Raw genomic sequence first — 14,981 nt, 5'->3', positions numbered from 1 at the left:
CGAATTACGTGTGGATCACGGCTGAATTGTCGGTGTCAGCATGGGTTGCGGGAATAGCCGTTTCCTTGATTCCGTGATGGCCGGGTCGCCTGGCCGATACTGGCCCGTCCGATTCGCCAGGCCGCTGTGCTTATAATCCCAATCCTGCCGATCGAAAGTCTCTCCAGATAACCATGGAAGCCAAGCCGCAAACTGGCCCGCGTCGCACCCGGGACCGCATTCTCGACGTCTCGCTGCGCCTGTTCAACGAACTGGGCGAGCCAAACGTCACTACCACGACGATCGCGGAGGCCATGGAGATCAGTCCCGGCAACCTCTACTATCACTTCCGCAACAAGGACGACATCATCAACTCCATCTTCGTGCGCTTCGAGCAGGAGATGGAGCGGCGACTGAAGATGCCCGAGGACCACAAGGCCACGCTGGGCGAGAGCTGGGGCTACCTGCAGTACATGTCCGAGTTTCTCTGGAACTACCGCTTCCTGTACCGCGACATCAACGACCTGCTGGCGCGCAACCGGATGCTGGAAACCAACTTCAAGCGCATTGTCGAGCAGAAGAAGCGCTTTGCGCTGGAGATCTGCCGGCAGTTCCAGGAAGACGGCGACATGGAGGCCACGCCCGAACAGGTCGATGCGGTGTGCACCAATATCGTTGTTATAGCCACCTATTGGCTGTCGTTCCAGTTCGTGCAGCATCCGCGCCAGTACAACGATCCCGAACAGATCCGCGGTTACCTGCACGGCTCCAGCTATCACATTTTCTCCATTCTGGCCCCCTACCTGCGCGGCAAGGCCCGCGAGGCGTTCGACCAGTTGGCACGCGAGTACGCCACGCAGAAGGCAGCGGAAGACCAGGCCCGCGCCGACAAGGAACGCAAGTGAAATCGATCTGCGTCTACTGCGGTTCCAGCCCCGGATTCCGGCCCGAATACGCCGAGGCCGCGCAGGAACTCGGCCGGCTCATGGCCGGGCAGGGCCTGGCTCTGGTCTACGGTGGCGGCAAGGTGGGACTGATGGGCATCGTGGCCGATAGCGTGATGGCGCATGGCGGAACGGCCATCGGCATCATCCCCGATGCGCTGATGCAGAAGGAGGTGGGTCATCGCGGCCTGACCGAACTCCACGTCGTGCGCAACATGCACGAGCGCAAGCAGATGATGGCGGACCGCGCCGATGCCTTCATCGCCATGCCCGGCGGCGTCGGCACGCTCGAAGAACTGTTCGAGACGTTCACGTGGGCCCAGCTCGGTTACCACGACAAGCCGGTTGGCCTGCTCAACATTTCAGGTTTTTACGATGGCATGCTGCAGTTCATCGGTCATGCCGTGGACGAGGGTTTCCTGAAGCAGGTCCATGCCGACATGCTCCACGTGTCGACCCGCCCCGAAGACCTGATCGGCAAACTGGCGGCGGCGCCGCGCGTGGTGGTGGACAAGTGGCAGGCGGGGCGCGAGAAGACCTGACAGCCACGGCCGGAGCGTCTGCCCAATCACTGACTGTGCCGAGGTTGCTACCTTCTCGCCACTTTTTCTCTAATACTTCGGATAGTCCTTGTCCGGAGACCTGCCATGCCACGCTGTTTCGCCGTCGTCTCTTTCGCCGCCATCATGCTGCAAACGCTGCCGGCATCCACGCGCGCGGCCGAGTCATCTGACCTGAAGCTGCGTGGGACCATCAAGCCGGTGGCCTGTTCGGTGGAGCTTTCGGAACATGGGGTGACGGATTTCGGCATCATCCTGTCCAGAGATGTCCCTGAAAACGACTTCAAGTCGGTGATTCCGTTGCCGGTCCTGCTGACGCTGACGTGCAGCGACCCGGTCCGCCTGTCGATTTCGGCCTCGGACAACCGCTCCGGAACCGCGGCGCCGGGCCTGGGGAAGTTCATGGACAAGAATCATCGCACCGACGCCGATGTGTTCGGAGTCGGCATGGTGGACGGCAAGTATGTCGGCGGGTACCTGATCTATCGGAACAAGGAGGGCACTGGCGACGGCGTCCTCGCCGACATGATCACGTCCAACGACGGTGGCAAGACCTGGGTACCCGGCAAGCCGGTGGACGACGGCATGAACGGGCTTTCGCACGCCGATCGCCAGCACGGCTGGGCGGCGCCCGGGACCCTGTTCCCCGGGCAGTTCCGGACCATCACCCAGGTCTATTTCGTCCACCCCGGCATCAACAAGCGCTCGCTATTGCCGCCGCTGGTGGATGACATTCCCATCGACGGCTCGGCCACGATATCGATCCACTATCCCTGAGTGGCGGACCTACCCCAGCCAGGTTCCGATCCATCGCGCCACGTGCGGCCCGCCGATCGCCAGCCACGTCCCGCCGCACAGCACCAGCGCCAGCATCACGGCCGCACTGCCAAAGTCCTTGGCGCGCTTCGACAGGCTGTGCCGCTCCAGTGAAATCCGGTCGATGGCCGCTTCCACGCTTGAATTCAGCAGTTCCACGATCAGCACCAGCAGCAGCGTGCCGAGCAACAGCACGCGCTCGACGATCGTCGCCGGCAGGATGAACGCGCACGGCGCCAGGATCACCACCAGTGTCAGTTCCTGACGGAACGCGCTTTCCTCCAATACCGCGTAACGCAGGCCCGACAGCGAGTTGATGCCGGCATGCCAGGCACGGCTCAGGCCGCGATTGCCCTTGTGGGGATTGTTTTCGACGGAATAGTCCGATTCCACCTCAGCTGCCATTCGGGCGGCTGTCGGCCGGTGCAGCGACGGATCGGGCGGTTGCGTGGGATGGGGCTTGGCCATGATCGGGTGCGACGGATTGTGCCGGGTTGTCGGTGCCACCCGCCTTCGACATCAGCGGGCGCAGATGGGCAAGGAACTGCTCGGAGGCCGCGCGCCACGAGAACTTCTCGGCATGCGCGCGCGCCGTGGCGCGGTCGATGCGCAGCGCTTCCAGGCAGGCTTCCCGCAGGTCTTCGTGCATGACGCCGGCCGGGCTGTCGCCAAGCACATCGATCGGACCCGTCACCGGGTAGGCCGCCACGGGCAGGCCGCTGGCCAGCGCCTCGAGCAGAACCAGCCCGAAGGTATCGGTCCGGCTCGGGAACACGAAAATATCTGCTGAAGCATACACCTTTGCCAGTTCTGGCTGTTTCAGCACCCCCAGATAGTTCGCGGTCGGATACCGCGCCTTGAGTCCGGCCAGCGCCGGGCCGTCGCCCACCACCCACTTGGAGCCGGGCAGGTCGAGCTGCAGGAAGGCCTCGACGTTCTTCTCCACCGCCACGCGGCCCACGTAGAGAAAGATCGGATGTGCGGTGTTTAAAACGTTTGCCCGCTGGGCCGTGAAGACATCGAGGTCCACGCCGCGCGTCCACAGCACGCCGTGGGTGATGCCATAGCGGTGCAGGTCGTCGAGCACCACGGGCGTGGGCGCCATGACGGCGCGCGCCGGGCCGTGGAACCAGCGCAGGAAGCGGTAGGTCCAGGCCAGCGGAATGCCGAAACGCGCCTGCACGTACTCCGGGAAGCGCGTGTGGTAGGCCGTGGTGAACGGCAGCCGGTGCCTGATCGCGTAGGCGCGGGCGGCGATGCCGAGCGGGCCCTCGGTGGCGATATGGAGCGCCTCGGGCCTGAAAGCGTCGATGCGGCGGCGCACGCGGCTGCCCGGCAGGATCGACAGGCGGATCTCGGGGTAGGTGGGGCAGGGGATCGTGCGGAATTCCTGCGGCGTGAGCAGATCCACGGTGTGGCCCATGGCCTCCAGTTCGCGGCGCGTGGACTTGAGCGTGCGCACCACGCCGTTGACCTGCGGTTCCCAGGCATCGGTGACGATCATGACTCTCATAGGGAGGCTCCTTGCGGCGGTTCGGGCCGAAGTGGGGTGATGCGGGAGGTGACGCGGCGCCTGCGCACGCCGGCAGGCCGGTGCGCGCAGGCAGCGCGAAGGGAGTGGGTGCCGGTCAGGCGGCCACCGTGGCCGAGCGGCGCCGGCGCCGGCTCACCGGCTCGGGTGGGTCGATCAGCGTGGTCCAGTAGACGATCTTCAGCTCGCCTTCCATGGTCTCGACCAGCGCGGAGAGGCTTTCCACCCAGTCGCCGTCGTTGCAGTAGAGCTGGCCGTCCACCTCGCGGATCTCGGCCTTGTGGATATGGCCGCAGACCACGCCATCGCAGCCGCGCCGGCGCGCCTCGTCCACCATGGCGTGCTCGAACGAGTTGATGTAGCTCACGGCGTTCTTGACCTGGTGCTTCAGGTACTGCGAGAGCGACCAGTAGTCGAAGCCGAGCCGGGCGCGGATGCGGTTGAAATGCCGGTTCAGCGCCAGGATCATCGTGTAGAGCGAATCGCCGAGGTGCGCCAGCCACTTGGCATGCTGCACCACGCCGTCGAACAGGTCGCCGTGCACCACCCAGAGCCGCTTGCCGGTGGCGGTCACGTGGACCGTGTCTTCGCGCACCGTAATATCGCCAAAAGCCATGCCGTCGAACTGGCGCGCGGCTTCGTCGTGGTTGCCGGGCACGTAGATCACCTCGGTACCCTTGCGCGCCTTGCGCAGCAGCTTCTGCACCACGTCGTTGTGGCTCTGCGGCCAGTACCAGCCACGGCGCAGCTGCCAGCCGTCGATGATGTCGCCGACGAGATACAGCACGTCGGAGTCGTTGTGCTTCAGGAAATCGAGCAGGTAGGTGGCCTGGCAGCCCGGCGTGCCGAGGTGGATGTCCGAGAGCCAGATTGCGCGGTAGCGCTGCGTCGGGGCATCGCCCTCGGCCACGGGGCGCGAGGCGGACTCGCTGGTCGGGTGCAGTGCGGAGGGTGCTGCCGTTGCCGAGCTCGGCAGGTCCATCTGCGGCGGCATGAACGCCGCGAAGGCGGCCGACATCTGAAGTGCCACGTCAGGCTTGCCGCGCAGGCGCTGCGCAAGCCTGGAGAAACTACCGCGTGTAGATCGGATGGCTTGAACCATGGCGGCCCCGGTGTCGGCGATGGCTGCATTGGGCCAGCGCGCCATGACGGAGCCATGACGGAAACATGAATGTCACATGAATTCGCCGGACAGTTTCAGCGATCGGTGACGCACGGTGCCGGGGCCGCCACGCCGCGCAGGTGGGCCAGCGCGGCGAGCGTGGCGTCGATCGCACGCGGGTCGCGCAGCAGCGAAACATGGCCGATGCCGCCGAGCGCGATATGGTGGGCGCCATCGAGCCATGCGGTGCCTGCGGGGCCGGCGATCGAATCGTGCCAGCTGAAGACCGAGACGATGCGCGCGCGCATGGCCGGGGATTCGGCGGCCGCCAGTGCCGCCAGCCACGGGCTGCGCCAGCGCATCTGCCGCGCGTTGCGTCCGCCGCCAAGGCGCGCCAGCGCACAGCCATGGTGGGGGCTGCCGAGCGTGACGATGCCGGCGCAGGGCGGCACATCGCTTTCCGCCTCGGCCACGGCCAGTACCTGGGCCGCGCGCGCGGCCAGCCCGCCCATGCTGTGGCAAACCAGCAGCGGCGCCCGGCCGGTGCGCGCCGCGATCTCGCGCACGCGGGCCAGCAGCGGGCGGGCATAGTCGTCGATATCGCCGAGCACCGGCATCAGGTCGATGCCTTCGCACCGGTAACCGGCGGCCGCCAGCGCCGGCGCCATGTCGAGCCAGATGGCATGGTTGCAGCCATAGCCATGGACCAGCAGCACGGGCGGGGCGTCGGGCAGCGGCCGGGCGGGCTGGACAAACGCCAGACGCGAATGGAACGGCTGCAGCCAGTTGAACATGCGGAACACGGCACGGCATTCGGCCAGGTAGCCGCGCAGCGCGGGCACGGCGCCCAGCGCGGGATGCGAAGGGGAGTTCGGCGAAAGCGGCAGGCGGTCGGATGCCGCGATGCCGAAACCGCCGAGCGTGGCGGCAAACGCCAGCGCCACGCCGAGGCCAAAGCCTGCCAGCACCGCCGCCACGGCCGCCGCCACGGCCAGCGGGACGGGCCAGCCGACCCATCGCGCGAGCCAGGCCGCCAGCGCGAGTGCCGCCGTGGCCTGTACCACCACGGCCACGCGGCGCAGCGCGGCTGCCGTCAGGCTCACGACTGCTGCGGACGCAGGTCGGTCAGCCGGGTGCCCGCCAGGCGGTCATGCAGGAACTGCCGGCGCGGATCGAGCCACGCCAGCGACATCCAGATCAGCAGGCCCACGGCCAGCACGCCGAGAAACGGCCCCTTGGTCAGCCCCAGCGCATGGCCCACGGCGGCGGCCGGCGGCAGCCACAGCCACGCCAGCACATAGCGCAGCAGCGCCTGCGTCCAGCCCGGGGCGTGTCCGGCGCGGTTTTCCAGGCGGATGCGCCAGGTCTGCATTGCCAGCGTCTGGCCACTGCGTTGCCAGAACCAGGAGAAATACAGCGCCAGCACCACGAAGATCCACGCCTGGCGGGCGTAGGGATGGTCGAGTCCGGCCTGCTGCAGCAGCGGGCGGGCGCCCACATAGACGGCGCTGGCGAGCATCAGAACGCCGAACAGCAGCACGCCGTCATAAAGCATGCAGAGCAGGCGGCGGCGCAGCGGCGGGGTGCGCGGGGCGGAAGCGGCGGACGGGCTGGGAAAGGCTGGCGTGACGGCGGGCATGGCGCTGGGCGGCGGGGCAGGGGATCGAGCGGCCATTATGCCAAACGGTCCGGGCCAGCCGGGCGTCCGTGTGACTTGCCGTGCCGCTGTACCGGTATTACTGGCGCGGCGCCTCGGACTGCGGGAAGTTCGTCGAGGCTTCGCCGGTGACAGGGGGCGTCAGCGAATCGGCCGTAGCGGCGGCCACCGCCGAAGCGCCGGCGCCCGGCACGGCAGCGGGCGCCACGGGCAGGGCGGGTGCCGACGCGCCCGCCACGGCTTCCGCGGCGGGCGCGGAGGCCGGCGCCGCCTCCGGGTGGCTGGCGGCCTTGCGCGACGGATGGTGAGCCGGCCGGCTGCTCTCCGGCAGCGGACGCTTGCCCGAGGGCAGGGCGCTGACCGCGCCGGGGCGGCCCGGCACCTTCTCGGCGGCCGCCAGCTTTTTCTTCTGGTCTTCCGGCAGTTGCTGGTAGCGATCCCAGGCCTCGGCCTTCTTTTCCTGAGGCAGCGTGCGGGTGATCTGGTAGTTCTCGCGCGCCAGGCGGCGCTGCTGCGGCGTCATGCTGACCCACTCGGCCATACGTTCCTGCAGCCGGGCCTGTTCCTCGGGCTTGAGGCGCGGGTAGAGATCGGCGATGCGCTGCCACTTGCGGCGGTTCAGTTCTGGAATGGTGTCCCATAGCGGCTGCAGCGGGGCGAGCACCTTCTGATGGCCCGGCGACAACTCGGCCCAGGTGGGGCGGGCGTTGACCACGGGCCGCGCCACCGGCTGGCTGGCGCCGTGGCCCTGTGCGCGTGCCGTATCGATCACAGCATCGACACCGAGCGCAGCCACCGCCGAAACTGCAACGCATAGTGCGGCAAACCGGCGGCGCAGCGCGGCGGTCAGAGGGGTGCGGTGCGCCATCACTGATCGTGGTCGCGCTTCAGGAACACGTGGAATCCCTGGTCGGCGTAGGCGGTGGGCGGCAGGTCGTCGAGCAGCATCGCGGCATCGACATCGGCCAGTTCCTCGATGCGCTTCTGCTCCTGCCAGCGGTAGATGCCGAGCAGGCCGGCGCCGAGCGCCACCAGCGTCCAGACCAGGGCGAGCTTGCGCATCCATGCCCCGGCACGGTGCAGCGGGCCATCGTCACCGTCATCGAAGCTGTAGCCGCGCGCGGCGCCCGGCATGGCCAGTTGCGGCACGTGGGCGGGCGCCTCGGCCTTTTTCGCGGCCAGCGCCATGCGCCGCGCGGCGGCCAGCCGTTCGGCAATGTCGTGCGGCACCGCGTCCGCCGAGGCATCGAGTGCCGAGCGGATCTGACGGGCGATGCGCCGTTCGTGGATATCTCGTTCGTTTCTGCTCATAGTCGGACCCCCCGCGCGCGCAAGGCCTGCGCCAGTGTGTGCGTTGCACGGGAACAGTGCGTCTTGACGCTGCCTTCCGAACAGCCCATCACGGCTGCCGTCTCGGCCACGTCCATATCCTCCCAGTAACGCATCAGGAAAGCCTCGCGTTGACGCGTGGGCAGGCGCTGGATTTCCTGTTCGATGATATGCATGACCTGTGCCCGCTCAACCTTGTCGGCGCTGCTTTCGGACATTTCGGTGCCCGATTCGGACACCAGCGTGTCCAGCAGGTCGCTGTCGTCGCCGTCGCGCTCGTCGCGCAGGTTCGAGAACAGCGTGACCCACGTATTGCGCACTTTCTGGCGGCGGAACCAGTCGTGGATGGTGTTCTGCAGGATGCGCTGGAACAGCGGCGCCAACTCCGCGGCGCCCTTGTCGCCATACTTCTCCGCCAGCTTGATCATGGCGTCCTGCACGATATCGAGCGCGGCTTCGTCGTCCCGCACGGCGAACACGGCCTGCTTGAAGGCGCGGCGTTCCACACTGGCTAGAAAATCGGAGAGTTCCTTGTCGGTGGCCATGCAGGCGAAAAGCGGCGGGTTGGGCAGGAATCGAGGGATGACACCGGCAAATGTGCCTTGGAAGTCCTGTGGCACGCCGGAAATGTCTGCGATCCTAGCAAAAAACGGCTGTGCCCGGCCACTGCTGTCTGGATGTGCAGACATGGATGCCTGCCCCTGGCGGGGCGGCTGTCGCGTCCATGCGCCGCACGGGGCGCCGTGGTGCAAAAGTCCATTGTCCGCGCTGGTGCATTGCAGTATCATCGGCGGTTCACACGACATCAGTGGTTGTCTCATCAGACCGCTTATAAGGCGGTCTTTTCATGCAGACGCGCACCGCTTGAACCCGAGCCAAAAGCCCGGCAGAGAGCATCCAAACAATTTTTTGCCGAAAATTGCAAAGGACTGAAATGAACATGCCCAGCGCGGAATTCTCCCACGCAGACAGCAATTCATCCTCCGCTCGCGAAATGATCGGAGCGGAAATCCTCGTTCACGCACTTGCCGAAGAAGGCGTCGAGTACGTCTGGGGCTACCCCGGCGGAGCAGTGCTGTATATCTACGACGAGCTCCACAAGCAAAAGAAATTCGAACACATCCTGGTGCGCCACGAGCAGGCCGCCGTGCATGCCGCTGACGGCTATGCCCGCGCGACCGGCAAGGTCGGCGTCGCCCTGGTGACTTCGGGTCCCGGCGTGACCAATGCCGTCACCGGCATCGCCACGGCCTACCTGGACTCGATCCCGATGGTGGTGATCACCGGCAACGTGCCGACCCACGCCATTGGCCAGGACGCGTTCCAGGAGTGCGATACCGTTGGCATCACGCGTCCCATCGTCAAGCACAACTTCCTCGTGAAGGACGTGCGCGACCTGGCCGCGACGATCAAGAAGGCGTTCTTCATCGCCGCCACCGGCCGTCCCGGCCCCGTGGTCGTCGATATCCCGAAGGACGTGTCGCGCAACGCCTGCAAGTTCGAGTACCCGAAGGCCGTGGACATGCGGTCGTACAACCCGGTCAACAAGGGCCATTCGGGCCAGATCCGCAAGGCCGTGGCGCTGCTGCAGGGCGCCGAGCGTCCGTACATCTACACCGGCGGCGGCGTGGTGCTGGCCAATGCCAGCGACGAGCTGCGCGAACTGGCGGCGCTGACGGGCCATCCGGTCACCAACACGCTGATGGGCCTGGGCGCGTTCCCGGGTTCGCACAAGCAGTTCCTGGGCATGCTCGGCATGCACGGCACGTATGAAGCCAACATGGCCATGCAGAACTGCGACGTGCTGATCGCCATCGGCGCACGGTTCGATGACCGCGTGATCGGCAACCCGGCGCACTTCACTTCCCAGGCGCGCAAGATTATCCATATCGACATCGATCCGTCGTCGATCTCGAAGCGCGTCAAGGTGGATATCCCCATCGTCGGCAACGTCAAGGACGTGCTGCAGGAACTGATCGCCCAGATCAAGGCCAGCGACGTCAAGCCGAAGCGCGAGGCGCTGGCGAAGTGGTGGGACCAGATCGAGCAGTGGCGTTCGGTGAACTGCCTCAAGTACGACCGCGATTCCGAGATCATCAAGCCGCAGTACGTGGTGGAGAAGATCTGGGAACTGACCAAGGGCGACGCGTTCGTCTGCTCCGACGTCGGCCAGCACCAGATGTGGGCCGCGCAGTTCTACAAGTTCAACGAGCCGCGCCGCTGGATCAACTCGGGCGGCCTGGGCACGATGGGCGTGGGCCTGCCGTACGCCATGGGCATCAAGAAGGCGTTCCCGGACAAGGAAGTCGTCACCATCACCGGTGAAGGCTCGATCCAGATGTGTATCCAGGAACTGTCCACCTGCCTGCAGTACGACACCCCGGTCAAGATCTGCTCGCTCAACAACGGCTACCTGGGCATGGTGCGCCAGTGGCAGGAAATCGAGTACGACAACCGCTACTCGCATTCCTACATGACCGCGCTGCCTGACTTCGTGAAGCTGGCGGAGGCCTATGGCCACGTCGGCATGCGCATCGAGAAGACGTCAGACGTCGAGCCGGCGCTGCGCGAAGCGTTCCGCCTCAAGGATCGCACCGTGTTCCTGGACTTCCAGACCGACCCCACCGAGAACGTGTGGCCGATGGTCCAGGCCGGCAAGGGTATCTCCGAAATGCTGCTCGGCGTGGAGGACCTGTGATGCGACACATTATCTCGGTCCTGCTGGAAAACGAAGCCGGCGCGCTGTCGCGCGTGGTGGGCCTGTTCTCTGCACGCGGGTACAACATCGAGACGCTGACGGTGGCCCCCACCGAAGATGCGTCGCTGTCGCGGATGACCATCGTCACCACCGGTTCGGATGACGTGATCGAACAGATCACGAAGCACCTGAACCGGCTGGTGGAGGTGGTCAAGGTGGTCGACCTGACCGAAGGTGCGCACATCGAGCGCGAGCTGATGCTCGTCAAGGTGCGTGCCGTGGGCAAGGAGCGCGAGGAAATGAAGCGCACCGCCGACATCTTCCGTGGCCGCGTCATCGATGTGACCGAAAAGACGTACACCATCGAGCTGACCGGCAACGGCGGCAAGCTGGATGCGTTCCTCGATGCCATCGACCGCACCGCGATCCTGGAAACCGTCCGCACGGGCGGCTCCGGCATCGGCCGTGGCGAGCGCATCCTGAAGGTCTGACCGGCGCCCCCGGCAACAGAGCACGGCCACAAGCCGACAGCAGTATCCCGAAGCGGCGCGGCGCACGTTACCAATAGCCGTAGCGTCCCGCCGCCACCCCTATACGAAGATTTGAGAAATTGAAGGAACCATCATGAAAGTGTTTTACGACAAGGACGCCGACCTCTCCCTCATCAAGGGCAAGAACGTCACCATCATCGGCTACGGCTCGCAAGGCCACGCCCACGCGCTGAACCTGAAGGATTCGGGCGTCAACGTGACGGTCGGCCTGCGCAAGAGCGGCGCGTCGTGGAACAAGGCCGTGAACGCCGGCGTGCAGGTCAAGGAAGTGGCCGAGTCCGTGAAGGGCGCCGACGTGGTCATGATCCTGCTGCCGGACGAGCAGATCGCCGATGTCTACAAGAACGAAGTGCACGACAACATCAAGGAAGGCGCCGCGCTGGCCTTCGCCCACGGCTTCAACGTGCACTACGGTGCCGTGATCCCGCGTGCCGACCTGGACGTGATCATGATCGCCCCGAAGGCCCCGGGCCACACGGTGCGTTCCACGTACGCGCAGGGTGGCGGCGTGCCGCACCTGATCGCCGTGCACCAGAACAAGTCGGGCGCCGCGCGTGACATCGCCCTGTCGTACGCCACCGCCAACGGCGGCGGCCGTGCCGGCATCATCGAGACCAACTTCCGCGAAGAAACCGAAACCGACCTGTTCGGCGAGCAGGCCGTGCTGTGCGGCGGTACCGTCGAGCTGATCAAGGCTGGCTTCGAGACGCTGGTGGAAGCCGGCTACGCGCCGGAAATGGCCTACTTCGAGTGCCTGCACGAGCTGAAGCTGATCGTCGACCTGATCTACGAAGGCGGCATCGCCAACATGAACTACTCGATCTCGAACAACGCCGAATATGGCGAATACGTCACCGGCCCGCGCGTCGTGACCGAAGAGACCAAGAAGGCCATGAAGGACGTCCTGAAGGACATCCAGACCGGTGAGTACGCCAAGAGCTTCCTGCTGGAGAACAAGGCCGGCGCCCCGACGCTGATCTCGCGCCGCCGCCTGACGGCCGAGCACCAGATCGAGGAAGTGGGCGGCAAGCTGCGCGCGATGATGCCGTGGATCGCCAAGAACAAGCTGGTCGACCAGTCGAAGAACTAAGCAGTACGGGCCAGGGGCGGGCCCGGCCGGCTGGCCGGACACCCGCCACCTGCCACAGCCGCCCAGTCGGGCGCCGGTTTCCCTGCCTATCGGGAGACATTTCGGCGGGGACTGGGCGGCTTTTTGTTATCCTTGTCGGACTTTTTCAGGCGCAGGCCTGATTTTTTCTTATATTTCGCTTCGACAGGCGCGAAACGCGTGCGCGCCATGCGCCGCCCCGGCCTTGTCGACAGGGTTTGCAAAAACCGCGCGACCAACAGAACAATGCTTGCATGAACTATCCTCATCCGCTGATCGCCCGTGAAGGCTGGCCGTTCCTGGCCGGCGCTTTCATCATCTCGCTGCTGGTCCATGTCAGCGCGGGTTTCTGGTGGGCGTTGCCGCTGTGGATCATCACGGTTTTCGTGCTGCAGTTCTTCCGTGACCCGCCGCGCCCGATTCCCTCTGCCCCGAACGCCATCCTGGCGCCTGCGGACGGCCGCATCGTCGTGGTGGAAAAGACCATGGACCCGTATGCGGGCCGCGAGGCGCTCAAGATCAGCGTGTTCATGAACGTGTTCAACGTGCACTCGAACCGCTCGTCGCTCGATGGCAAGGTCGAGAAGCTCGAATATTTCCCGGGCAAGTTCGTCAACGCGGACCTCGACAAGGCGTCGCTGGAGAACGAGCGCAACGCGGTAGTGGTGCGCCGCGCGGCCGATGGCCAGCTGGTGACGCTGGTGCAGGTGGCCGGCCTGGTGGCCCGCCGTATCCTGTGCTACACGAAGGTGGGCGACACGCTGTCGCGCGGCCAGCGCTACGGCTTTATCCGCTTCGGCTCGCGCGTGGACGTGTACCTGCCGGTGGATGCCCGCCCGCGCGTGACGATCGGCGAGAAGGTGTCGGCGTCCGCGACCGTGCTGGCCGAACTGGACGTCCAGGGCTGAGCGGCCCCCGAACCGTCAGGACAGGAGACCAGGCATGGGTGCCTTCAACCGACGCAACAAGCGCGTCAGCAGCGGCAACGTGACGCACCTGCGGCCGTTCCGCCATAACCAGCTGCGCAACGAGGCCGACGCCTACGACGCCGACGACGAGCACGACATCGAATACGTGCGCCCGCGCCGGCGCGGCATCTACCTGCTGCCCAACGCGTTCACCACCGCCGCGCTGTTCGCCGGCTTCTTTGCCATCGTGCAGGCGATGAACATGCGCTTCGATGTGGCGGCCATCGCCATTTTCGCGGCCATGGTGCTTGACGGCATGGACGGCCGCGTGGCGCGCATCACCAATACCCAGAGCGCTTTCGGCGAGCAGTACGATTCGCTGTCCGACATGACCTCGTTCGGCGTGGCGCCGGCGCTGGTGATGTACGAGTGGATCCTGCACGACCTCGGAAAGTGGGGCTGGATCGCCGCGTTTGTCTACTGCACCTGTGCGGCGCTGCGTCTGGCGCGCTTCAACGCCAATATCGGCGTGGTCGACAAGCGCTTTTTCCAGGGCCTGCCGAGCCCGGCCGCGGCGGCGCTGATCGCCGGTTTCGTCTGGCTGGCGATCGACAACAAGCTGCCGGTCAAGGAACTGTGGATGCCGTGGGCGGCGTTCGGGATCACGATGTACGCCGGCCTGTCGATGGTATCCAACGCGCCGTTCTACAGCGGCAAGGCCCTGGACGTGCGCTACCGCGTGCCGTTCGGCATGATGGTGCTCGTGCTGGTGCTGTTCGTGGTGGTGTCGTCGGACCCGCCCGTCGCGCTGTTCGGCCTGTTCGTGGCCTATGCGATCTCGGGCTACATCCTGTGGGCCTGGCGGTCCATCCATGGCGATCCCGGCGGCGTACGGAAGCAGCGTGCACTGGGTGCCGGCGGCAACCCCGGCAAGGACAATTAAAGTTTTTCTGATGAAGGGCGCTCTCGGGCGCCCTTCGTTTTTCTGCGCCACACCAAGGAGAATGTCATGGGCATGTTCGACTTCATCAAGGAAGCGGGAGAGAAGCTGTTCGGCAAGGGCGAGGCCAAGGCGGCCCAGGAGGCTGCAAAGGCCGACCCGTCCGCCAGCGACAAGGCCGAGGCCGCCAACCGTGCCGCCGGCGACGCCATCGAGGCGTATATCGCGCAGATGGGCCTGAGCGCGACGGGACTGACCGTGACCGTGGACGGGTCGCAGGGCAAGGTGACCGTGTTCGGCGTTGCACCGGACCAGGCCACGCGCGAGAAGATCATTTTGTGCGCCGGCAACGTGGAGGGCGTGGAATCGGTGGAGGACAAGATGTCGGTCAACGTGGAGACCGCCGAATCCCAGTGGCACACCGTGGTCAAGGGCGACACACTCTGGGCCATCTCGCAGGCCGCCTACGGCAATGGCGCCGAGTACAACAAGATCTTCGAGGCCAACAAGCCGATGCTGACGCACCCGGACAAGATCTATCCGGGCCAGAAGCTGCGCATCCCGCCGAAGTGATTGGCTGAGCGGTAGCCTCCGGTTCGCGGCTGGCCCCCGGGAAACGCCCCGGTTGCAAGCCTGCTGCAAACCGGCTATAGTCGCCGACATGATTTCGCGCCAGATCCTCATCGCCCGCACCGCACTAGGTGGCCTACTAGGCCGTCAGGTCGGGTTGCGCGCGCGCTAAGGGATCGTCGTTTCGCCCTAGCGCGGAAATCACCAGGATTTTCAAACGCCCCGGCCTGCATCGATGCACGCCGGGGCGTTTTGCATTCCGACCGAATGCCCGGTGTACGGAATGCG

17 protein-coding genes are annotated in these 14,981 nt (G+C 65.8%); 9 read left to right on the top strand and 8 right to left on the bottom strand.

Annotated elements, in window-relative coordinates:
- Positions 1-173 precede the first annotated feature (173 nt).
- From EV147_RS08690 to EV147_RS08680, 3 genes are all read left to right on the top strand, one after another.
- Complete coding sequence (locus tag EV147_RS08690) at positions 174-884, top strand: TetR/AcrR family transcriptional regulator (protein WP_130390683.1); 711 nt, start codon at positions 174-176, stop codon at positions 882-884.
- Positions 881-1,465, top strand: a complete 585-nt coding sequence (locus tag EV147_RS08685) for an LOG family protein (protein ID WP_130390682.1) — start codon at positions 881-883, stop codon at positions 1,463-1,465. The genes EV147_RS08690 and EV147_RS08685 overlap by 4 nt, the downstream gene beginning before the upstream one ends.
- A gap of 105 nt (positions 1,466-1,570) precedes the next feature.
- The gene (locus tag EV147_RS08680; protein ID WP_130390681.1) at positions 1,571-2,260 is read left to right on the top strand and encodes a DUF1120 domain-containing protein; all 690 of its coding nucleotides are present in this window, start codon (positions 1,571-1,573) and stop codon (positions 2,258-2,260) included.
- Positions 2,261-2,269: 9 nt separating this feature from the next.
- On the opposite strand, the gene EV147_RS08675 is transcribed toward EV147_RS08680, so the two are convergent.
- The 8 genes from EV147_RS08675 to EV147_RS08640 all read right to left on the bottom strand — a co-directional run bounded on the left by EV147_RS08675 (position 2,270) and on the right by EV147_RS08640 (position 8,463).
- Entirely contained in the window at positions 2,270-2,767 is a 498-nt protein-coding gene (locus EV147_RS08675; RefSeq protein WP_130390680.1) for a diacylglycerol kinase, read from the bottom strand.
- Entirely contained in the window at positions 2,694-3,812 is a 1,119-nt protein-coding gene (locus tag EV147_RS08670; RefSeq protein ID WP_130390679.1) for a glycosyltransferase family 4 protein, read from the bottom strand. The genes EV147_RS08675 and EV147_RS08670 overlap by 74 nt, the downstream gene beginning before the upstream one ends.
- A gap of 115 nt (positions 3,813-3,927) precedes the next feature.
- Complete coding sequence (locus tag EV147_RS08665; protein WP_130391240.1) at positions 3,928-4,932, bottom strand: UDP-2,3-diacylglucosamine diphosphatase; 1,005 nt, start codon at positions 4,930-4,932, stop codon at positions 3,928-3,930.
- Positions 4,933-5,027: 95 nt separating this feature from the next.
- On the bottom strand, positions 5,028-6,035 hold the full coding sequence (locus tag EV147_RS08660) for an esterase/lipase family protein (RefSeq protein WP_130390678.1): 1,008 nt from the start codon (positions 6,033-6,035) through the stop codon (positions 5,028-5,030).
- Positions 6,032-6,571, bottom strand: a complete 540-nt coding sequence (locus EV147_RS08655; RefSeq protein ID WP_130391239.1) for an RDD family protein — start codon at positions 6,569-6,571, stop codon at positions 6,032-6,034. The genes EV147_RS08660 and EV147_RS08655 overlap by 4 nt, the downstream gene beginning before the upstream one ends.
- A gap of 97 nt (positions 6,572-6,668) precedes the next feature.
- Positions 6,669-7,457 carry a DUF3106 domain-containing protein gene (locus tag EV147_RS08650; RefSeq protein WP_130390677.1) on the bottom strand — a complete coding sequence of 263 codons (789 nt, stop codon included), beginning with the start codon at positions 7,455-7,457 and terminating at the stop codon, positions 6,669-6,671.
- Positions 7,457-7,900: a DUF3619 family protein gene (locus EV147_RS08645; RefSeq protein WP_130390676.1), complete on the bottom strand. Its 444-nt coding sequence runs from the start codon at positions 7,898-7,900 to the stop codon at positions 7,457-7,459. The genes EV147_RS08650 and EV147_RS08645 overlap by 1 nt, the downstream gene beginning before the upstream one ends.
- Positions 7,897-8,463 (bottom strand): RNA polymerase sigma factor, encoded by a 567-nt coding sequence (locus tag EV147_RS08640; protein WP_130391238.1) that lies wholly within the window; start codon positions 8,461-8,463, stop codon positions 7,897-7,899. Before EV147_RS08640 ends, EV147_RS08645 begins: the two co-directional genes overlap by 4 nt.
- Positions 8,464-8,852: 389 nt before the next feature.
- Here EV147_RS08640 and EV147_RS08635 point away from each other — a divergent pair, with 389 nt between their 5' ends.
- The 6 genes from EV147_RS08635 to lysM all read left to right on the top strand — a co-directional run bounded on the left by EV147_RS08635 (position 8,853) and on the right by lysM (position 14,696).
- Entirely contained in the window at positions 8,853-10,616 is a 1,764-nt protein-coding gene (locus EV147_RS08635) for an acetolactate synthase 3 catalytic subunit (protein ID WP_130390675.1), read from the top strand.
- Positions 10,616-11,107: an acetolactate synthase small subunit gene (gene ilvN / locus EV147_RS08630; RefSeq protein ID WP_130390674.1), complete on the top strand. Its 492-nt coding sequence runs from the start codon at positions 10,616-10,618 to the stop codon at positions 11,105-11,107. The genes EV147_RS08635 and ilvN overlap by 1 nt, the downstream gene beginning before the upstream one ends.
- A gap of 133 nt (positions 11,108-11,240) precedes the next feature.
- Positions 11,241-12,257 (top strand): ketol-acid reductoisomerase, encoded by a 1,017-nt coding sequence (gene ilvC / locus EV147_RS08625; RefSeq protein WP_130390673.1) that lies wholly within the window; start codon positions 11,241-11,243, stop codon positions 12,255-12,257.
- A 272-nt stretch (positions 12,258-12,529) separates the two neighbouring features.
- Positions 12,530-13,183, top strand: a complete 654-nt coding sequence (locus tag EV147_RS08620; RefSeq protein ID WP_130390672.1) for a phosphatidylserine decarboxylase — start codon at positions 12,530-12,532, stop codon at positions 13,181-13,183.
- Positions 13,184-13,217: 34 nt separating this feature from the next.
- A complete protein-coding gene (pssA, locus tag EV147_RS08615; protein ID WP_130390671.1) occupies positions 13,218-14,126 on the top strand; it encodes a CDP-diacylglycerol--serine O-phosphatidyltransferase in 909 nt (302 codons plus the stop codon).
- Between the two features lie 66 nt (positions 14,127-14,192).
- Complete coding sequence (lysM, locus tag EV147_RS08610; protein WP_130390670.1) at positions 14,193-14,696, top strand: peptidoglycan-binding protein LysM; 504 nt, start codon at positions 14,193-14,195, stop codon at positions 14,694-14,696.
- The last annotated feature ends 285 nt before the right edge of the window (positions 14,697-14,981 follow it).

The sequence above is a fragment of the Cupriavidus agavae genome, from assembly GCF_004217045.1.
Lineage (GTDB): Bacteria > Pseudomonadota > Gammaproteobacteria > Burkholderiales > Burkholderiaceae > Cupriavidus > Cupriavidus agavae.
This window is presented reverse-complemented; position numbering and strand designations above follow the sequence as displayed.